The organism is Streptosporangium becharense (assembly GCF_014204985.1).
Classification (GTDB): Bacteria; Actinomycetota; Actinomycetes; order Streptosporangiales; family Streptosporangiaceae; genus Streptosporangium; species Streptosporangium becharense.
Window position 1 is genome coordinate 5,937,127 of record NZ_JACHMP010000001.1, and the last position, 20,067, is coordinate 5,957,193.

Annotated in this window: 16 protein-coding genes; 8 read left to right on the forward strand and 8 right to left on the reverse strand. The window is 73.2% G+C overall.

Translation table 11 applies throughout. The annotated features are described in order from the left end of the window. Positions 1-143: 143 nt before the first annotated feature. Entirely contained in the window at positions 144-638 is a 495-nt protein-coding gene (locus tag F4562_RS26090) for a beta-class carbonic anhydrase (RefSeq protein ID WP_184544426.1), read from the reverse strand. Between the two features lie 166 nt (positions 639-804). On the opposite strand from F4562_RS26090, the gene F4562_RS26095 reads away from it, so the two are divergent. Both F4562_RS26095 and F4562_RS26100 read left to right on the forward strand, forming a co-directional pair. Beyond that, positions 805-1,122 (forward strand): hypothetical protein, encoded by a 318-nt coding sequence (locus tag F4562_RS26095; RefSeq protein WP_184544428.1) that lies wholly within the window; start codon positions 805-807, stop codon positions 1,120-1,122. Between the two features lie 274 nt (positions 1,123-1,396). Continuing rightward, positions 1,397-1,756, forward strand: a complete 360-nt coding sequence (locus F4562_RS26100; RefSeq protein WP_246473566.1) for a VOC family protein — start codon at positions 1,397-1,399, stop codon at positions 1,754-1,756. Positions 1,757-2,095: 339 nt separating this feature from the next. Here F4562_RS26100 and F4562_RS26105 read toward each other — a convergent pair whose 3' ends face one another. After that, entirely contained in the window at positions 2,096-4,612 is a 2,517-nt protein-coding gene (locus F4562_RS26105; protein WP_246473567.1) for a DNA gyrase/topoisomerase IV subunit A, read from the reverse strand. Between the two features lie 217 nt (positions 4,613-4,829). After that, complete coding sequence (locus F4562_RS26110) at positions 4,830-5,429, reverse strand: GNAT family N-acetyltransferase (protein WP_184544431.1); 600 nt, start codon at positions 5,427-5,429, stop codon at positions 4,830-4,832. A gap of 189 nt (positions 5,430-5,618) precedes the next feature. Between F4562_RS26110 and F4562_RS26115 the strand changes: the two genes are divergently transcribed. Together F4562_RS26115 and F4562_RS26120 are read left to right on the forward strand one after the other, a co-directional pair. After that, entirely contained in the window at positions 5,619-6,440 is an 822-nt protein-coding gene (locus tag F4562_RS26115) for a TauD/TfdA dioxygenase family protein (protein ID WP_184544433.1), read from the forward strand. 216 nt (positions 6,441-6,656) lie between these two features. Further along, positions 6,657-8,726, forward strand: coding sequence for a RecQ family ATP-dependent DNA helicase (locus F4562_RS26120; RefSeq protein ID WP_184544662.1), 2,070 nt, complete (start codon positions 6,657-6,659; stop codon positions 8,724-8,726). 10 nt (positions 8,727-8,736) lie between these two features. On the opposite strand, the gene F4562_RS26125 is transcribed toward F4562_RS26120, so the two are convergent. After that, on the reverse strand, positions 8,737-9,630 hold the full coding sequence (locus F4562_RS26125; RefSeq protein ID WP_184544435.1) for a carbohydrate kinase family protein: 894 nt from the start codon (positions 9,628-9,630) through the stop codon (positions 8,737-8,739). 187 nt (positions 9,631-9,817) lie between these two features. Here F4562_RS26125 and F4562_RS26130 point away from each other — a divergent pair, with 187 nt between their 5' ends. The 4 genes from F4562_RS26130 (at position 9,818) to F4562_RS26145 (ending at position 15,176) form a co-directional block, all read left to right on the forward strand. Continuing rightward, complete coding sequence (locus F4562_RS26130; protein ID WP_311734129.1) at positions 9,818-12,436, forward strand: bifunctional acetate--CoA ligase family protein/GNAT family N-acetyltransferase; 2,619 nt, start codon at positions 9,818-9,820, stop codon at positions 12,434-12,436. A 228-nt stretch (positions 12,437-12,664) separates the two neighbouring features. Then, positions 12,665-13,255 (forward strand): DUF5998 family protein, encoded by a 591-nt coding sequence (locus F4562_RS26135; RefSeq protein ID WP_184544439.1) that lies wholly within the window; start codon positions 12,665-12,667, stop codon positions 13,253-13,255. Further along, positions 13,252-14,367, forward strand: coding sequence for an alkaline phosphatase family protein (locus F4562_RS26140; RefSeq protein ID WP_184544442.1), 1,116 nt, complete (start codon positions 13,252-13,254; stop codon positions 14,365-14,367). Before F4562_RS26135 ends, F4562_RS26140 begins: the two co-directional genes overlap by 4 nt. Further along, entirely contained in the window at positions 14,364-15,176 is an 813-nt protein-coding gene (locus F4562_RS26145) for a sulfurtransferase (RefSeq protein WP_184544444.1), read from the forward strand. The genes F4562_RS26140 and F4562_RS26145 overlap by 4 nt, the downstream gene beginning before the upstream one ends. On the opposite strand, the gene F4562_RS36455 is transcribed toward F4562_RS26145, so the two are convergent. From F4562_RS36455 to F4562_RS26165, 4 genes are read right to left on the reverse strand one after another with little or no spacing between them, the layout of a single operon-like run. Beyond that, positions 15,116-17,833 (reverse strand): CHAT domain-containing protein, encoded by a 2,718-nt coding sequence (locus tag F4562_RS36455; RefSeq protein WP_184544446.1) that lies wholly within the window; start codon positions 17,831-17,833, stop codon positions 15,116-15,118. The two genes, F4562_RS26145 and F4562_RS36455, sit on opposite strands and share 61 nt — an antisense overlap. After that, positions 17,834-18,298, reverse strand: coding sequence for a hypothetical protein (locus F4562_RS26155; RefSeq protein WP_184544448.1), 465 nt, complete (start codon positions 18,296-18,298; stop codon positions 17,834-17,836). After that, positions 18,295-18,867: an RNA polymerase sigma factor gene (locus tag F4562_RS26160; RefSeq protein ID WP_184544450.1), complete on the reverse strand. Its 573-nt coding sequence runs from the start codon at positions 18,865-18,867 to the stop codon at positions 18,295-18,297. Before F4562_RS26160 ends, F4562_RS26155 begins: the two co-directional genes overlap by 4 nt. Before the next feature lie 59 nt (positions 18,868-18,926). Next, entirely contained in the window at positions 18,927-19,988 is a 1,062-nt protein-coding gene (locus F4562_RS26165) for a S8 family peptidase (protein WP_184544452.1), read from the reverse strand. Between the last annotated feature and the right edge of the window lie 79 nt (positions 19,989-20,067).

Sequence of the window (20,067 nt, forward strand, 5' to 3'; positions counted from 1 at the left end):
GGCCGACCCGGGGGCGGGCAACCGTTCTCGGCGCCGGAGCCGTTCACTCCGAGCATCGGATCCGCCCGCTCCGAGCCCCGGGGCGGGCGGTCCTGGCGCCGGAGCGTCGCGGCTGTGGCCCGCGAGGCGCCCCGGCGCGGATCTCACAGCTCGATCGGGATCAGTTTCCCGGTCCGCACGTCGTAGATGACGCCGCCGACCGGCATGCCCGCCGGAAGGAACGGGCTGGTAGTGATCTTGGTGAGGTCGTGGCGCAGCGCCGCACCCTGATCGGGGACGGTGTGGAAGTCCAGGCTGCGGGTGTCGACCCCGCGTTCGGCGGCGATCGCGTGCACGTCGTCGTCGGTCACCTTGGTCATGCCGCAGTCCGTGTGCGGCATGACCAGCACCCGCTCGACTCCCAGCAGATAGACCGCCAGTACGAGCGTACGCAGTACGTCGTCGGTGACCCTGGCGCCGGCGTTGCGCAGGATCTTGGCGTCTCCAGGCTTTAGGTCGAAGACACCCAGGGGGTCGATCCGTGAGTCCATGCAGGTGACCACGGCGAGGCCACGCGCGGCTCTGCCGGTCAGCTCGGCGTCCGAGAACGTGGCGGAGAACTCCTCGTTGGCGGACAGCAGGTCGTCGAATGCGGTCACGTCAAGTCCCCTCAGTCGGTGGAATCGGCGGCTCAATCATGCTTCATGCCCGTTTCGCGAAGGTTTCGGGGTCCTTGTTGCGCGGCGACCCGGTGAAGATCCCACAACCGTCCATCACGATGCGTGATGATGTCGTGACGTAAGGTGTGGAAGTGTGGGGAGGGTCATGAGCAGGAGTGAGTCGCTGGCCGAATACCTCCGCGACCAGGGCAGGTGGAAGCTCGACCGGGTCGAGGCGAGAGACGGGGGACGCAACGCGCGCTCCGCGCTGGCCCTGCTCGACGCGGCCGTCTACACGCGGGCGTTGGAGGAGGACGACCCGGTGCTGCTCGCTCTCGTCGAGGCCGGCTGTTTCGGCCCGTACGGGCGCGACGGGTTTCGGCCGACGAGTGAGGTGGCCATGGTCGTCCGTTTCTGGGAGGCGGGAGAGCCCCGGCAACTCCTGGCGTCGATCCGGTTCGCGCTCCAGGAGGCTCCGGCGTGACGGTGAGGCGGCCGGGACGGTGGGTGGCGGGGGTTGGGACGGTGGGTGGCGGGGGCCGGGACGGCTGGCTGGGATGGCGGGCCGGGACGGTGAATGACTGGCCGGGACGTGGGTAGCGGGCCGGGACGCCAGATGGTCGGCAGGGGCGGTGAGGCGGTCGGCCGGGGCGGCCGGCGGTCACGGCCCATCGGTGTCGGCTCCCTTGAGGTTCCCGTAACACCGGCATAATATTTTCACTGGTGTCAAACGGGGAGGAAGCATGGCAATCGCACGAATGAGATCGGTCGTTGTCGACTGTCCCGATCCCAAGCAGCTGGCCGACTTCTACAGCGCTCTGCTGGGCTGGCAGATCACCAGTGTCGAGCCCGAGTGGGTGGTGGTCACCGACGGCGAGCCGGAGCGGCTCTGCTTCCAGCTGGTGCCCGGCTACCGGCCACCGGAGTGGCCCGGCGCGGAGCGGGCCCAGCAGTTCCACCTCGACCTGACGGTGGACGATCTGGACGCGGCTGAGGCGAGCGTGCTCGCGCTCGGCGGGATCAAGCACGCCCACCAGCCGAGCCAGGACGACGCCTTCCGGGTCTATCTCGACCCCGCCGGGCATCCGTTCTGCCTCTGCGTCGACAGGCCGTCCTGAGCGCTCTGCGGGCTTTTCTGCCGACGGCCTCCTCGGCGGTGACCCTCGGCCCGCAGTGCGTGCCCTTCGCGACGGCCCGGGGCACATGCGGGGCCCGCGGGGTGCGTCAAGGGCCAGAGAGAATCCCGGAGCGAAGGGGCCGCGAGCGGCGCGAGCGCGCGGGAGACCATGGAAGGCGCGACGGCGCGAGCGCGCAGGAGGCTCACGGGAAGAGCGACAGCCCGGGAGGCTTCACGGAGCGCGGGAGGCTTCACGGCAAGAGCGACAGCGCGGGAGGCTTCACGGGAAGGGCAGGGCCCCGCCGGTCGGCGGGCCCTGCGCGTGATCACATGCCTTCCGTCACTCTTCGGCGGAGGCGTCGGCTGTGTCGGCTGTGCCGTCCGTGAGCCCGGTGGCCGGCGCCGGGCCCGCCCCGATGGCGCCGCCCACCGCGCCGACACTGTGGGTGAGCCGGACACCGGAGCCGTCGCGTCGGCCGAGTTCCTCCGGCAGTGGCACGGGCTTGCCGACCGTCGAGACCGCGCGGGCCGGGGCCGGCCCGGCCCAGGCGAGCAGCAGCACGTCTTCGCCCTTGAGGAACCGCTGGACGCGGACGCCGCCGGTGCCACGACCCTTCGGCGGGTACTCGGCGAAGTCGGAGACCTTGGCCCCGCCGGTCTGGGTGCCGGGAAGCGCTGTGGAGGAGCCCGCGATCGTCACCACACGTGACTCGCGGGACGGGTCGACCACGCCGAACCAGATCACCGAGGCGCCGTTGTCGAGCCGGACACCGGCCATGCCGCCCGCAGGGCGGCCCTGTGGGCGGACCACCGAGGCCGGGTAGCGCAGCAGCTGGGCGTCGGAGGTGATGAAGACCAGGTCGTGCTCCTCGCTCGTCAGCTCCACGGCCCCGACCACGGTGTCGCCCTCCTTGAGGCCGATCACCTCGAAGTCGTCGCGGTTGGCCGGGTAGTCGGGGACGACCCGCTTGACCACGCCCTGCGCCGTGCCGAGTGCCAGACCGGGCCCGTCGGGGTCGAGCGAGCCGATGCCGACGACCGTCTCGCCGGGGTTGAAGGCGACGTACTCCGAGACGTGGTGGCCGCCGGACAGTGACGGCGGGTTGGCCGTGGGCGGCAGCGTCGGAAGGTCGACCACCTGGATGCGGATCATGCGTCCCTGGTTGGTGACCACGCCGATCTCGCCCCGCACAGTGCTCCTGACGGCGGAGACCAGCACGTCGTGGGCCGAGCGGTCACCCTCCGCGGGCAGCGGGGAGGCGTCGGCGGTGCGGGCCAGCAGGCCGGTCGAGGAGTACAGCACCATGCAGGGGTCGTCGGCGACCTCGAGCGGGACCGAGGTGTTCCGGGTGACACCGGAGGACTCCAGCAGCACCGTGCGGCGAGGCGTGCCGAAGGTCTTGGAGACCTGGGCGAGCTCGTCGGAGACGACCTTGCGGAGCTTGGTGTCGGAGGACAGGATCTCGGTCAGCTCGGCGATCTCGTCGCGTAGGGTCTGCCCCTCGCTCTCCAGTTCCAACTTGTCGTAGCGGGTCAGGCGGCGCAGCGGGGTGTCGAGGATGTAGTGGGCCTGGGTGTCGGTCAGCTCGAAGACCTGCGTCAGGCGCTCGCGGGCCTGGGCGGAGTCGTCGGAGGAGCGGATGACCTGGATGACCTCGTCGATGTTCAGCAGGGCGACGATGAGGCCCTCGACGAGGTGCAGGCGTTCCTGGCGCTTGCGCCGGCGGTGCTCGGAGCGGCGGCGGACCACGTCGATACGGTGGTCGACGTAGACCTGGAGGAGCTCGCGCAGCCCCAGCGTGCGCGGCTGGCCGTCGACCAGCGCGACGTTGTTGATGCCGAAACTCTCCTCCATCGGCGTGAGCCGGTAGAGCTCCTCCAGCACGGCCTCGGGGATGAAGCCGTTCTTGATCTCGATGACCAGGTTGAGGCCCTTGTGGCGGTCGCTGAGGTCCTTGAGGTCGGAGATGCCCTGGAGCTTCTTGGCGGTGACCAGCTCCTTGATCTTGGTCACCACGCGCTCGGGGCCGACGTTGAACGGGAGCTCGGTGACGACGATGCCCTTGCGGCGCGGGCTGACCTGCTCGATACTGCACCTGGCGCGCATCCGGAAGGTGCCGCGGCCCTTGGCGTACGCGTCGCGGACGCCGTCGAGGCCGATGATCGTGCCGCCGGTCGGCAGGTCGGGCCCCGGGATGAACCGCATCAGGTCGTCAAGGGTCGCGTCGGGCTTCTTGATGAGGTGGCGGGCGGCCGCGACGACCTCGACCAGGTTGTGCGGCGCCATGTTGGTGGCCATGCCGACCGCGATGCCGGTGGCGCCGTTGACCAGCAGGTTCGGGAAGGCCGACGGCATGACCGTGGGCTCGGTCTCCTGGCCGTCGTAGTTGGGTTTGAAATCGACCGTGTCCTCGTCGATCGACTGCACCATCGCCATGGCCGCCGAGGCCAGGCGGGCCTCGGTGTAACGCATCGCGGCGGGCAGGTCGTCGGGGGAGCCGAAGTTGCCGTGCCCGTCGATCAGCGGCAGGCGCATCGAGAACGGCTGGGCCATGCGGACCAGCGCGTCGTAGATGGCGGTGTCGCCGTGGGGGTGCAGCTTGCCCATCACGTCGCCGACGACCCGCGACGACTTGACGTGACCCCGGTCGGGCCGCAGGCCCATCTCGCTCATCGAGTAGAGGATGCGGCGCTGGACCGGCTTGAGGCCGTCCCGGGCGTCGGGCAGCGCACGCTGATAGATCACCGAGTATGCGTATTCGAGGAAGCTGGTGCGCATCTCGGTGGAAACGTCGATGTCGACGATCCGCTCCTCGAAGCCCTCGTCGGTCGGGGGTGTGGTCGTCCGTCGAGCCATCTGATTTCCTGCGCGGACGCCTCGGCCGTCAGGCCGAGGGGGAGCGCATCCTCCTTCTGTCTTCGTGGTGTGTCAGTGGCCGTCGGCTCGCTGGGAGAGCCCTGGGCCGGGGCGGGTGGCGGGTGGCCGGTGAAGGGCTGACCGGGCATCGTGCCGAGACCGATACCATACCCAGCCCGCCCGACACTTCCCGGCCTTCCGGTGCTGTCCGCGAGGGCTATTCGGAATCCACGGCGCCGGAGCCGCCGCGTGTGCGCGGACCGGCGCCGGGCCACGGCCCCGGAGGGTCGCCCTCGTACTCGTCGCCGGGGACGTTGAGTCTGGTGTCGTAGACGCGGAAGCCGCGCGCCCGGTAGTTCGCCAGGGCGGCGGGGCCGTCCAGGGAGCAGGTGTGCAACCACACCCGCCGGGTCGGCTCGCGCTCCGGCCGGCGTTCGGCGATGTCCCAGGCGCGGGCCGTGCCGACCTCCAGCAGGTGCCCGCCGACGCCCTTGCCGGTCGCCCACGGCAGGAGGCCGAAATAGGTGATCTCCACCGTGGCGTCCTCCTGGAGGGCGAGCTCGACGTAGCCCGCCGGGGTGCCGCGATGGTAGGCCACCCACGTCTCGACGCCGTCCAGCCAGTCGGCCCACTCCCGCCATGTCCAGGGCAGCCGTTCGGTCCAGCTCCAGTCGCCGCCGACGGCCGTGTACAGGAAGCGGCCGAACTCGGGTGATGGCACCTCGGCGCGCACGATGTCGACCTCCATCGACGGCGACTTGGCGGCGATCAAGTCCGAGTGCGAGGTCTGTTCGAGGTACCAGGTGGTGACGTCCATAGTGAGTGCATCCAACCACGGCGTGGAACATGAACCGTCCCGCGCTCCCCGGCCCGGCCGCCTCCACGACTGTTCAACCAAGCGATTGTTTGATTCGGCTGGCCGGGCTACGCTCGGCGGAGGGGCCGGGGCGAGACGGGCCCGGCCTTCCCACCCGGCACGCGACCGCCGACGGAGGGGCATCCGATCATGATCGAGTTCAGGCCCGTGACCAGGAACATCGGTGCCGAGGTGAGCGGCGTCGACCTTCGCGGGCCGCTGGCGGAGGACGAGGTCGCACGGATCCGCCGGGGCTGGCTGGAGTACAAGGTCCTGTTCTTCCGCGACCAGCACATCACCGACGAGGAGCACATCCGGTTCGCGGAGAACTTCGGCACGGTCAACCACCCCGCGTTCAAGAAAGCGGGGGACGGCGCCGTCCACGTCCTCGATCAGACCGACCCCAAGGGCGAGGGCGGCGACGAGTGGCACAGCGACAGCACCTTCGAGCCGGTCCCGCCCATGGGCTCGCTGCTGCGCTGTGTGCGGCTGCCCGGCGTCGGCGGCGACACCCTCTGGGCCGACGCCCAACTGGCCTACGAGACCCTCTCGCCGCCCGTCCGGCGGCTGTGCGAGGAACTCACCGCCGTGCACGACATCACCGCCTCCATGAGGAAGGCCATCGCCAAGGGCCACGACTTCGACCTGGCCGAGGTGCAGGCCAGGTGGCCGCCGATCGAGCGCCCGGTGGTGCGGGTGCACGCGGAGACCGGGCGAAGGGCGTTGTTCGTCAACCGGGCCTCGACCACCCGGCTGGTGCAGCTGTCCGACCGGGAGAACGAGGCCCTGCTGCCGTACCTGGTCGACCACATCCGCTCGCCCGAGTACCAGGTCCGGCTCACCTGGCGCCCCGGCACCCTGGCCTTCTGGGACAACCGCAGCACCCAGCACTACGCGGTGGCCGACTACACCGAGCGCCGCCGTATGCACCGCGTGACGATCGACGCCTTCCCCGAGCACCGGGACGCCTGACCCGCGCCGCCCGCCCGGCACGCCGCTCCGACACCGTACCCGCCACCCGCCCGGCGCTCCGGTGGCACGCCCGTCCCCGCCCTTCCGGTGGCACGCCCGCCCCCGCCGGACGGGCGCCGAGCCCGCCGCGTCCCCGGCTGTGTCCCCGGCTGTGTCCCCGCCGGAGGCGAACAGTCGGCCGGACCTGGTACCAATGACCGGGTGAGCGAAGAGCTGATGCTGCGGGAAGAAGCCGAAGAGCGGTTGCGGGCGCTCGCCGGGGAGCACGCCCGGCTGCGCGACGACCAGTGGGCGGCCATCAAGGCGCTGGTGGAGGACCGGCGGCGGGTGCTCGTGGTGCAGCGCACCGGCTGGGGCAAGTCGGCGGTCTACTTCATCGCCACCGCGCTGCTGCGCAAGCTGGGCGAGGGGCCGACCGTCATCGTGTCGCCGCTGCTGGCCCTGATGCGCAACCAGATCTCCGCCGCCGAGCGCGCCGGGATCCACGCCGTCACGGTCAACTCGGCCAACCCCGAGGAGTGGGAGCAGGTCTACGGGCAGGTCGCCGAGGGCACGGTCGACGTGTTGCTGGTCAGCCCCGAACGGCTCAACAACCCCGACTTCCGCGACCAGGTGCTGCCCGAGCTGGCCGAGAGCGCGGGCCTGGTCGTGATCGACGAGGCGCACTGCATCTCCGACTGGGGTCACGACTTCCGCCCCGACTACCGGCGGCTGCGCACCCTGTTCGAAGACCTCCCCGAAGGCGTGCCGGTCCTGGCCACCACCGCCACGGCCAACGCCCGGGTGACCCGCGACGTCGCCGAGCAGATGGGCGAGCAGACCCTCGTGCTGCGCGGGCCCCTGGAGCGTGAGAGCCTCCACCTGTCGGTCGTGCGCCTGCGCGGCGCCGAGCAGCGCCTGGCGTGGCTCGCCCGGACGCTCCACGAGCTCCCCGGCTCGGGGATCGTCTACACCCTCACCGTGGCCGCGGCCCAGGAGATCGCCGCCTACCTTCGCGAGCAGGGGCACGAGGTGATCGCCTACTCCGGGCAGACCGAGCAGGCCGAACGGCTCGCCGCCGAGCAGGCGCTGCTCGACAACAAGGTCAAGGCGCTGGTCGCCACGTCCGCACTCGGGATGGGCTACGACAAGCCCGACCTCGGCTTCGTCGTCCACGTCGGCGCGCCGCCGTCGCCGGTCGCCTACTACCAGCAGGTGGGCCGGGCCGGCCGCGGGGTCGAGCGGGCCGAGGTGATCCTCCTGCCCGGTGCGGAAGATCGCGACATCTGGGCCTACTTCGCCTCCCTGGCCTTCCCGCCCGAGCCGGTCGTGCGGGCCGTGCTCGCCGCCCTGGAAGAGGGCGGGGTGATGTCGACAGCCGCCCTGGAGAACCGGGTGGATCTCAGCAGGAGCCGGTTGGAGACCATGCTGAAGGTCCTCGACGTCGACGGCGCGGTACGCCGGGTGAAGGGCGGTTGGGAGGCCACCGGCGAGCCGTGGGCCTACGACGCCGAACGCTACGCCCGGGTCGCCGCCGAGCGCGAGGCCGAGCAGCGGGCCATGCTCGAATACCTCGACACCACCGCATGCCGTGAGGAGTTCCTGCGCCGCCGCCTCGACGACAACGCGGCCGTCGCCTGCGGGCGCTGCGACAACTGCACCGGAACGCACCGCTCGGCCGAGGTGGAGGAGGAGGCCGTGCGGGCGGCGGCCGACCGCCTGCGCCGGCCCGGTGTGGAGATCGAGCCGCGCCGCCAGTGGCCCACCGGTCTGGCCGACCTCAAGGGCCGGATCAAGCCGGAGCTGGGTGCCGAGACGGGCCGGGCACTGGGCCGGCTCACCGACATCGGCTGGGGCAACCGCCTGCGTGGCATGCTCGCCGAGGGGGCACCCGACGGGCCGGTCCCCGACGACGTCTTCGCCGCCGTCGTGAAGGTGCTCTCGTCGTGGGAGTGGACGCAGCGTCCCTCCAGCGTGGTGGCGGTGCCCTCGGCCGCCCGGCCTCAGCTGGTCCGCAGCCTGGCCGAGCGGCTGGCTCAGGTGGGCCGTCTGACCTACCTGGGAGATCTCGGCTACCGCTCGGGGCCGCCGGGACGGCAGTTCAACAGCGCGCAGCGGGTCCAGGCCGTCCGGGCCACCCTCGCCATGCCGGCCGCCCTGAGCGCGGCCGTCGCCTCGGCCGGCGGTCCGGTCCTGCTGGTGGACGACCTCGTCGACACGGGCTGGACGATGACCCTGGGCGCCGCCATGCTCCGTCACGCCGGTGCCCCGGCCGTGCTGCCCTTGGCCCTGGCCGTCACCGGCTGACCGCGGGGGCTCAGAGGCGGGGGCGGGCGCCCAGGTGGGAGATGGCCCTGGCGGCCAGCTGGCAGCCCGCGGTGAGCGCCTCGGCCGGGGGCTTGCCCCCCAGCCAGGCCGGCAGGAAACCGGCGGTGAAGGCGTCGCCCGCGCCGGTGCCGTCGACCACGCGCTCCACGGTGTCGGCGGGCACCTGCACCGGCTCGGGGCGGCTGTTGCCGTACCACAGCGCGCCTTCCTCGCCGAGCTTGACGACGACCTGCGGGAACCAGGCGGTGAGCACCTTGGCCGCGGCGGCGGCGTCGTCGCGGCCGGTGAGGACCTTGGCCTGGTCGGCGTTGGCGAACAGCAGCTTGGCGCTCTCGGTCCACTCCAGGAACGGCTCGGCCCCGGTGCGCTCCAGCGGGGCGGAGGAGGAGCAGTCGACCGAGACGGACATCCCCGCCCGACGGGCCGTCTCCAGGGCGGCGAGACCCGCCTCGCGCGACCCCTCGTTGATCAGCGTGTAACCCGACAGGTGCAGGTGGGCGCCCTGGGTGAACAGGTCGCGGGGCAGGTCGTCGGGTGCGAGGGCGGCGTTGGCTCCGGGGTCGGACAGCATGGTCCGCTCACCCTTGTGGGTGATGAGCACGACGCAGGTGCCGGTGGGGCGTTCGGGATCCATGACCAGGCGGGCGTCGACGCCGTATCCCATCAGCTCCATGTCGCGGTTGCGGCCGGTGATGTCGGCGCCGCGGCGGCCGATGAAGGCGACCTCGGTGCCCTCCACGGCCAGCCAGGAAGCGATGTTCGCACCCGAGCCGCCACCGTGCATGGTGACGATCGCCGGGGTGTCGCTGGCTCTGGCCAGCGGGTAGCGGGCCCGCGCGACCGCGTCGGTCATGAGATCGCCCACCACGACCACCCGCGTCATGATGCCACCACCTTGCTGCCTTCGATGCCTGCGTGCCTGTGGACATGCCTGTAGCCGCGAAAAACTTAACAGCTACCGGCCAGCGTATGGGGTCTTGAACGGAGACCGGACCGGAGTCGATGCACAAGCGTTGCGGGAATTCGACCAGTTCGTCCGTCATTTGGGATTCGCGTCTACTCTCGGGACTGTGGAGGTTGCTCAGTATCCTGCTCACTGGGAAGCGGACGTCGTCCTGTCGGACGGCGGAACCGCACACGTACGCCCGATCCGGCCCGCCGACGCCGATCGGCTGCGGTCCTTCTACAGCCGGCTGTCCGACGAGTCGATCTACTTCCGCTTCTTCGGGCCCCACCCCCGGTTGTCGGACCGTGAGATCACCTGGTTCACGAACGTCGACTACGTCGACCGGGTGGCGCTGATCGCGACGATCGGCACCGACATGGTGGCGGTGATCCGCTACGACCGGATCGAGCCGGCCGAGGCGGAGGTGGCGTTCCTCGTCGAGGACGCCCACCAGGGCCGGGGGGTCGCATCGGTGCTGCTGGAACACCTGGCCGAGACCGCGCGGGAGCGGGGGATCGCCCGCTTCATCGCCGACGTGCTGCCCGCCAACCAGAAGATGATGGCGGTGCTCAAACAGGCGGGTTACACCGCGCAGAGCCGCTTCGCCGACGGTGTCGTCCGGATGACCCTCGACCTCACCCCGACCGAGACCGCCCAGGCGGTGACCGCCTCACGCGAGCACCGGGCCGAGGCGCGCTCCATCGAGCGGCTGCTCTCCCCGGGCTCGGTGGCGGTCGTCGGCGCCGGCCGCGAGCCGGGCGGCGTCGGCCAGACCGTGCTGCGCAACCTGCTCGCCGCCGACTTCACCGGCCCGGTCTACCCGGTGCACCGTGAGGCGCGGGCCGTCGCCGGGGTGCGGGCCTACCCGAGCGTAACGGCCATCGACGGCGAGGTGGACCTCGCCGTGCTCGCCGTACCCGCCGACGGCGTGATCGACGTGGTGAAGGAGTGCGCGCGCAAGGGCGTGCGCGGGCTGATCGTGGTCTCCTCCGGATTCGGCGAGACCGGCCCCGAGGGACGGGCCAGGCAGGAGGAACTGGTCCGCATCGCGAGGGCGTACGGCCTGCGCGTCGTCGGCCCCAACTGCCTCGGCGTCGCCAACACCGACCCGTCGGTCCGGCTGAACGCCACGCTCGCCGCGACCGTGCCGGGACGCGGCCGGGTCGGCTTCTTCAGCCAGTCCGGAGCCCTGGGCACCGCCCTGCTGCAGCGGGTGGCCCAGCGCGGCATGGGCATCTCCTCGTTCGTGTCCGCGGGCAACCGCGCCGACGTCTCCGGCAACGACCTGCTGCAGTACTGGGAGGAGGACCCGCACACCGACGTGATCCTGCTCTATCTGGAGTCGCTGGGAAACCCGCGCAAGTTCGCCCGCCTGGCCCGGCGCATCTCGCGGCGCAAACCGATCGTGGTCGTCAAGAGCGGCGGCACCACCCAGAACGTCCCCAGCGGGCACGCCGCTCCCGTGCTCGGCCTGCCCGACAGTGCCCTCAGCGCTCTGTTCGAGCAGGCCGGGGTGATCAGGGTCGACGACCTGATCCAGCAGTTCGACGTGGCCCAGCTCGTGGCCTACCAGCCGCTGCCCGCCGGGCCCAGGGTGGGCGTGGTGAGCAACTCCGACGCGCTGGCGCTGCTCGCGGCCGACGCCTGCGTGCGTGCCGGGCTGGAGCCCCGGCCCCCGGTCAACCTCGGTGCCCGGGCGGGCGCGGCCGAGTTCGGCGCGGCCCTGACATCGGTCGTCCCGGACGTCGACGCGGTGGTCGCGATCTACATGCCCCCCATCCCCGGCCCGGCCGACGAGATCGCCGCGGAACTGCTGCGGGTCTCCCGTGACTGCGGCAAACCGGTGCTGGCCACGTTCGAGGGCAGGATCGGCATGCTGCGGGAGCTGCAGGCCGGCGCCGTCCCCGAACGGGGGTCGATCCCCTCCTACGCGGCACCCGAGGAGGCGGTCCGCGCGCTCGCCCACGTCGTGCGGTACGCGCGCTGGCTGGAACATCCCGCCGGTCTGCCCGAGGAGATCGAGGGCGTCGACACCGCCGCGGCCCGTGACCTCGTGTTCGCGCGGCTCGGCGAGGCCCCCGCCGAGATCGACGCCTCGGAGCTGCTCGCCTGCTACGGAGTGGACGTCTGGCCGTCGGAAGTGGTGGCCTCGCCCGAGGAGGCCGTCACGGCGGCGGCCCGGCTCGGCTGGCCGGTGGTGCTGAAGGCCGCCGACCCCGAGGCGGCCAAGCGCGCCGGAACCGTGCGCCTGGGGCTGGCCGGCCCCGACGGGGTACGCGACGCCTTCGCCGACCTGACCCGCCAGCTCGGGCCCGGCGTGGTGCTCGCGGTGCAGCGGATGGCGCCGCAGCCCGCGGTGCCGGCCCTGGCCAGCGTGATGGAGGACCCCGCGTTCGGCGCCGTGGTCTCCTTCGGGCTCGGCGAGGTGACCGCCAGGCTGCTGCGCGACGAGGCGTACCGGCTGGCTCCGCTGACCCGGGAGGACGCGGCTGCCCTGATCAGGTCGCCGCGCACGGCTCCGCTGCTCTTCGGCGAGTACGGCTACCCGCCGGTGGCGGTGGAGGAGCTGGAGGAGCTGCTGATCCGCCTCGGCCGGCTGGCCGACGACCTGCCCGAGGTCGCTCGGCTCGACCTCGACCCGGTGCTGGTGGGGGAGTCCGAGGTGGTCGTGCTGGGTGCCCGCGCCGTGCTGCGCCACCCGGAGGGCCCCCGTCCGGACGGCGGCCCCCGCCGGCTGAGCTGATCGCCCTCGCCCAACGCCCCTCGCCCTGCCGTTCCGGCAGCTCCGCGTCCCGGCCGCCCGGCGGTTCCGCCGCCCCGGCCGGTGCCGCCGGGGGTGCCGGGACGGCGGGCCCGTGCCGTCCCGGGCGGGAGCCACGGCGGCGGCGCGGAACGATCACGATTCACGTGGCGGGCCCGGACCGGCGCGCTCCAGGTGAAAGCGCCGCCCCGGACAGGGCAGGATGGACCCATGAGGGAAACCCGACTCTCGTCCACCGGCCTGCGCGACGCCATCGACCGCAGCGGCTACTATCCCGACCTGGTCGCCGACGCGGTCGAGTCCGCACTCGGCAAGGAGCAGGTGAACGCCTACGTGGTGCACCACGAGGCCACCTTCGACCCGGCCATGGAGGTCCGCAGGCACGTCACGGTGCTGGTGCTCTCACCCACCCGGCTGCTCGTCTGCCACACCGACGAACACCCTCCGGCGGAGGGGACCGCACCCTCCCACGCGTCCACGACCACCGAGGCCGTACGCCTGAACCGGATCCAGTCGGTCGCCGTCACGCGGGTCGTCCCCGACCCCGCCTCGTACGTGCCCGGGGTGCCGCCCACGGAGGTCACGCTGACCATCGGCTGGGGCGCCATCTCCCACGTCGACCTGGAACCGGCCACCTGTGGTGACGAGAACTGCGAAGCCGACCACGGGTACACCGGCGCCATCACGGCCGACGACCTCTCCCTGCGGGTGAGCGAGGCGGCGGACGGATCCGAGGCGGTCTCCCACGTGCTGGCCTTCGCCAAGGCACTGTCGGAGGCCACGGCGCGTGCCGCCTCGTGACGCCCCTCGTTCCCGCGTACGGCGCAACCTCCCTCGCCGACCTGTCCTCCTCGTTGCTCGCCGCACTCGGGATAGGTGAGGACAACCCCCTCGATCTCGCCCCGGCCGAGCGGGTGCTCCTGTTCCTCGTCGACGGAATGGGCGCCGAGCTGCTCCGTGCCCACCCGGAGACGGCACCGTTCCTGTCGTCCCTGCTCGGCAGGGTGCTCACCGCGGGTTTCCCCGCCACCACCGCTACCAGCCTGGGCACCCTCGGCACCGGCCTGCCGCCGGGCGAGCACGGCATGCTCGGTTACCAGCTCGCCGTGCCCGGCACCGACCACCTGCTCAACTGCCTGGGCTGGACCAGCACGGGCCCGTTGATCGAACCGGCCGAATGGCAGCCCACCCCCACCGTCTACGAGCGCGCGGCGGCGTCCGGCGTCCCCATCAGCTACGTCGGTCCCACCAGGTTCGAGACGACCGGCTTCAACCGGGCCGTCTACCGCGGCGTCACCTTCATCGGCGCCGACGAGATCGACGACCGGGTCGCCGCGGCCCGCCGCGCACTGGCCGAACCCCGCGCGCACGTCTCCGTCTACTACGGCGACCTCGACTCCACCGGCCACCGGGCCGGCTGGGGCACCCCCGCCTGGCTCGAACAGCTCGCCTTGGTCGACTGCATGGCCGAGCGGCTGGCCGAGACCCTCCCGCCCGGTTCGGTGATGTACGTCACCGCCGACCACGGCATGATCAACGCCACTGACCGGATCGACGTCGACGCCCTCCCCGAGCTGCGCGAGGGCGTCGCCCTCCTCGGCGGCGACTCCCGGTCCCGTCACGTCTACGCCGTGCCGGGCCGGGCCGGAGCCGTCCTCGACGCCTGGCGCGGGGTCCTCGACGGCAGGGCGTGGGTGGTCTCCCGGGAGGAGGCGGTCGACTCCGGCTGGTTCGGGCCCCGCGTCCGCGACGAGTGGCTGCCGAGGATCGGCGACGTCGTCGCCGTGCCGTCCGACCACTCCGCCATCGTCGCCACGGTCACCGAGCCGCGTGAGTCGGCGGCCATCGGCTGTCACGGCTCGCTGACCCCCGCCGAGCAGTACGTCCCGCTACTGGAGGTAAGCACCCGATGAGCCCGCTGATCGACCCCGCCGAGCTGGCGGGCATGGCCGGGGCGGCCGTTCTCGACGTGCGATGGAAGCTCGGCGGGCCGCCCGGGATCGATGCCTACCGGGCGGGGCACATCCCCGGCGCGGTCTTCTGCGACCTGGAGGCCGACCTGGCCGCGTCCCCCGGACGGGGCGGACGCCATCCGCTCCCCTCCCCGGAGGCGTTCCAGGAGTCGATGCGCCGTCTCGGCGTCTCCGCTTCCCGGCCCGTCGTCGTCTACGACGCCGCCGACTCCACCGCCGCCGCCCGTGCCTGGTGGGCGCTGCGCCACTTCGGCCACCCCGACGTGCGCGTCCTCGACGGCGGCCTGCGCGCGTGGACCGCCGAAGGCAGGCCGCTCGCCGAGGGCGACGAGGCCGCCGAACCCGGCGACTTCACCGCCCGCCCCGGCGGTATGCCCGTGCTCGACGCCGACCGGGCCGCCCGGCTCGCCGCGGACGGCCTGCTCCTGGACGCTCGGGCCGCCGAACGCTACCGCGGGGAGGTCGAGCCGATCGACCCGGTGGCCGGGCACATCCCCGGCGCGGTGAGCGCCCCGACGGGGGAGAACGTCGACCCCTCCGGCCGCTTCCACCTGCCCGAGTTCCTGCGTGAGCGCTTCAACACCCTGGGCGCCGTCCCGGGAGTGGAGGTCGGCGCCTACTGCGGTTCGGGGGTGACGGCCGCTCACCAGGTGCTGGCACTGGAGGTGGCCGGCATCCCCGCCGCCCTCTACGTCGGTTCGTGGTCCGACTGGGTGAGCGATCCGTCCCGGCCGGTCGCCACCGGCTGATCCCCGTACCCGAAGCAGGCGAAACCCGCCACGCCGGTCTTGCCGCTCGCGGTGGCCAGTGCCCGGGCGGGCGGGTCGCCTGCAGACAGCGCCTCGTGGAAGGCCGTCATCAACGTCAGGGTCTCCTCGTCGCGCACCGGCACCAGGCTGGCGATCACACACAGCGTGCCCAGCGACAGGAACGTCCCGGCCAGCCCGAGGGGCGCCCCGTCGGCCGGGGCGTGCGCCATCCCCGCGTCGCACGCGGACAGCACCACCAGCCCGGGCGGGGTGCGCAGCCGCAGCAGGTCGTAGGCCATCAGCGGGCCGTCGTCGAGGTCGATGCTCGACAACAGCGGGCTGCGCGGGGAGAACATCCCGTGTGCCGCCAGGTGCGCGACGTCGGACCGTTCCAGCGCCGCCAGCACCTCCGCCCGCCGCGCCGCCACCCGGACCGCCGCCGGATGGCACGCGCCGACCATGTCGGCTTCGGCGCCGGCGCAACGCAACCCCGGGCCGGCCACCACCGCGACCCGGGCGTCCCGCGTCCTTCCGCCCGGCGGTGGGGACGGCGCGCTCTCCGGCGACGGAGTGAGCCGTCCCCTCGCCCCCCTCTCCGGCGGCGGGGACGGCGGCGCCGGGTGGGCCGCCAGCCAGGACGCGGCGCTCGCCGCCACGGTCACCGGCCGATCGGAGTTCATCGGCAGCAGCGGCCAGGGCAGCGTGTGCAGGGCCCCCGTCGGCACGATCACCAGCGGGCGGTCGCCGAGCGGGCCGCGCAGCGATCCGAACAGCAGGCGTTCCAGCTCGGCGGCCTCCACCCCGGCCCCCGCGGCGGGCCGGGCGGCGCTCCCGTCGAGCAGGTGCGTCCGGCGCAGACCATACCGAAGGCGGACGGTGGCCTCGGCGACGGGCCCGGCCGGGCCCAACCGGCGCAGCGCCACGCGGGACGGGGTGACCGCCACCGCGACCAACTCGCCGGCGTGGCGGATGAACTCCACCAGTGCCGACTCGCCCAGCGCGGCCCGGAGCGCGGCCAGGTCCGGCGCGACGGGCCGCACGGCGCCGCCGGCGACCGCCCGCCACCGTTCGGCCCAGGCCAGGACGGCGCGGCCCCGCCTGCTCTCCACGGCCAGGGCCAGTCCCAGCGCGGCGAGCGACTCGCCGGCTCTGACGGCGTGGGCGCGGATCACGGGGTCGGTCAGCGTCCTCGTCCCGGCGCCCACCTCCGCCAGACCGGCCAGCACCGCGGCGAACGCCCCACGCCGGTCTCCGGCCAGTGCCCGTCGCAGCGCCGTCGCCTGGCGACCCACCACCCCCGGTGCGAAGCGGGCGAGGCGGGTCAGCTGCCCGTCGGCGAACGCCCGGTCGCCCAGCCGGAGCGCGACCTCCGCCCCGGTCAGCCTCAGCGCGGCCGAGGCGTTCCGATGCCCTGCGGCGTCGAGGTCGGCGGCGCACGCGAGCATCTCGGCGAGCAGCGCCTCATCGGGCGGGTCCAGCGCGAGCCGGGCACGCAGCAGGATCTCCGCGGCCAGCGGCGCGAAGACCGTCCGGCCCTGCGCTGCCAGCCCCGCCGCGGCCAGCTCGGCGCTCTCCCGCGCCCGGCGCGGGTCGCCGGTGGCCAGCTCGACCTGGGCCAGCAGCAGCCGGGCCTCGGCCAGGGCGACCTCGGCGCCGGCCGCGGCCAGCTCCGGGACCGCCAGGTCGAGCAGCGCCCGCGCCTCTCCGGGCAGACGGGCGGCCACCAGCGCCTCGGCCAGGTCGCAGCGGACCGTGGCCAGCCGCTCCGGGTAGCCGAACAGGCTCTCCTCCGCCCGCCGGTAGGCGGTGAACGCCGCGGGCAGGTCACCGCGCCGCGCCGCCAGGAACGGCAGGTTGCCCTCGGCCAGCGCGAGCACGTGGTCCAGGCCCGCCCCCCTGGCCAGTCCGGCGCACCGGCCCAGGTCGGCCTCGGCGGCCTCGAACTCCGCGAGGAAGACCCGGGCGAGCCCCCGGTTCAGCATCGCCCCGGCCAGGAACCTGACGTCGTCGCCGAGCACACCCGCGGCGCGGTCGCAGCACTCGACGGCCTCGCGGTAGCGGCCGAGCCTGCTCAACGCCACCGCCCGGTGCACGTCGAGTCTGCCCACCTCGGCTGGAGGCAGGTCGGGTTCGGCGACCGCCGCGACGGCCAGGGCCTGCTCGGGGTGCCCGAGTTCGGTGCGGACGTGGACCAACGACAGGCGCGCCTGCGCCGCCCGGTGCGGTAATCCCGCGGCCAGCGCCACACCCACCGCCAGGCCGAGGTGTTCCGCGGCCATCGGCAGGTCACCCAGCTCCCGCGCCGCCACCGCCAAGGCGCGGTGCCCCACCGCTGCGGCCTCGCACCACCGGCAACCCGGCCGGTCCGCGCCGTGTCCGGCGCCCGCGACGTCCCCGGCCGCACCCGCGGTGGCGGCTGCCGCGTCCGTTGCCGTTCTCCTCGTCGTGTCCACCGCCGTACCCGTGGAGAGCACCATCGTGCCTGTGGGGAGCACCGTCGTGTCCGCCGTCGTCGCGGTGGAGAACATCGCCGTGCCCGCGCATGACGGGGGCAGGCGGTCCAGTACGGTGCGGGCGAGGGAACGCGCGCCGGCCGGGTCGCTACCGGACAGCTCGACCGCGTGCTCGGCGGCGGAGAGGATCTCGTCGGGGGTCACCTACGGGCGGATCCGGGTCCAGCTGGTGGCCACCGGGGAGCGCTCCGGCCGGTGGCACACCACGCTGAACCAGCCGGGGGGCAGGCCGGTGACGGCGAACTGCCCCGTGGGGGAGAGCCTGCGCGACTCGACGACGTGCAGGGTGCGGATCTCGACCAGCGCCCCGGCGTCCGGGCAGGGGGAGATCTGGCCCGCCAGGTCGACCAGGCCGTCCAGGGACGACACCTCCAGCTCCACCGTGAGTTCGCCGGCGCCGAACCGCAGCAGCTGAGGCTGCCCGGTGGAGCGCACACCCCGCGGAACGGGCGTGGCCATCGGGTGCGCCGTGGCCGCGCCGGGCAGCCGCAGGCCGAAGACCGCGCGGGCAGCCTCCGTCACCCGGGCGGGCACCGGGTCGCTACCGGAGGCCAGGCGGAGTGCCGCTATCAGGAACTCGTCGTCGATCGTCGACGGATGTCGGGTCACGGTGTCGCCTCCCGGGCGGTGAGCATGGTGCGGAGTCGGTTCAGGCAGCGGCCCCGGGTGGGGCCGTAACTGCCGCTGGGCATGCCGAGGCGGCCGGCCAACTGGCGAACGCCCGCGTCGGGAGCGCTGGCCATCAGCCGGAACAGCGAGCGGCACGGCTCGTGCATCTCGTCCACGGCCTGCCAGAGGCGGCGCCCCTCGTCGGCGGTCAGCACGGCCAGCATCGGATCGGCGTGGGCCTGCCCGAAGTCGGCCGACGCGGAGCGGGCGTGTTCGGCGTCGGCGGGATCCGCGACCAGCCGCTCGCCTCGCCGGCGCCTGCTCAGCAGGGCCGCCTCCCGCCTGGCCGTGGTGAACAGCCAGGGACCGATCAGAGCGGGATCGCGGATGGTGTGCAGGCTCTCGACCAGGCGCAGCCACGTGCCCTGGACCGCGTCCGCGGCGTCCGCCGGACTCAGATCGTAGGCGCGGACGACGGACCACAGCGGACCTGTGAACCGGGCGACCAGGGTGTCCCAGGCCGTCTGGTCGTCCGCCAGGACGCCGTCGATCGTGCGCTGGTCGCTCACCGGCACCTCCAGAACCTCTGAACACTTTACGTGTTCGATCAGATACCAAGAGTGAGATTTTAGCCCGAGGTCGGGATAGCGACCCCCAAATCCGGGATCAGCCTGCCTCCTTCCCGGGCGAGCACCCGCGCGGCCGCCTCCCCCGGCGACAGGTTCCGCGCCGCCGCGGCGACGGCCCCGCTGACCACGGCCGCGGCGAAGGAGGTCCCGCTCCAACGGGCGTAACCGTGGAACGCTCCATGGTCCAGGAAGGTGCTCGGCAGCCATTCACCCCGCGCGCACGCGTCGACCCACGGCCCGTACGCGGAGAACGGTGCCCTGGCCCGCTCCGCCGCGTCGAGCGCCCCGACCGCGATCACCCGGGGGCAGGCCGCAGGCCAGAACGGCCGCTGCGAGGCCGTGTTGCCCGCGCATGCCACCGTGACCGTGCCGGCCAGCTCCGCCAGCGCCGTCTCCACCAGAGGGGAGGGGAGGTCGTCGAAGGTGTGCCCGCCGAAGGACAGGTTGAGCACCTGGGGCGGATCGTCCCTGAGCCTGCCCAGCACCCGCAGCAGCCCGGCCTCGTCCCCGACGCCCCGCCCGTCCAGCACGCGGACCGGCCGGATCCGCACTCCGGGTGCGGACCGCATGATCAACCCGGCGATGAACGTGCCATGCCCGGCCTGGGGGTCCAGTTCGCCGTCGCCGTCACCGTCCGGCACCTCGGCGCCGTCGTGCTCGCGCCCGGTGAACCACGGCTTCTCCCGCCACCACGGATGGGCGGCCAGGCCGGTGTCGGCCAGAGCCACCGTGACCCGGTCCGCGCCGGTCTCACCCTCCTCCGGAACCGGGAGGGCGTCGATGGGGAAGGGGCGGGACGCCGGGCCGCCGAAGAACAGCGGCTGGCCCGTCATCACGTGGTTGGGGGAGGCGCGCACGCCCCGATCGCGGAGCGTCGCCACCAGCTCGCAGACGTCCACACCCGGTGAGAGCCGCACCCGGTGGATCCCGTCGGCCTCGACCACGGCGACGGCCCACCGGGCGACGGCGGCCGTACCGGAGGCGTCGGTGAGCACCTGCCCCCTCCTGATCAGAGCGGGGGCTCCGGGGGTGGGTTCCACCCGCTCGATGTCGTCGTCCATTCGGTCCTCCGGAGATCGACCGCCGGCTCGCTGGGCTCCGGATCATTCCCCGGGACCCGGGGCGTCAAGTGCTAACGTC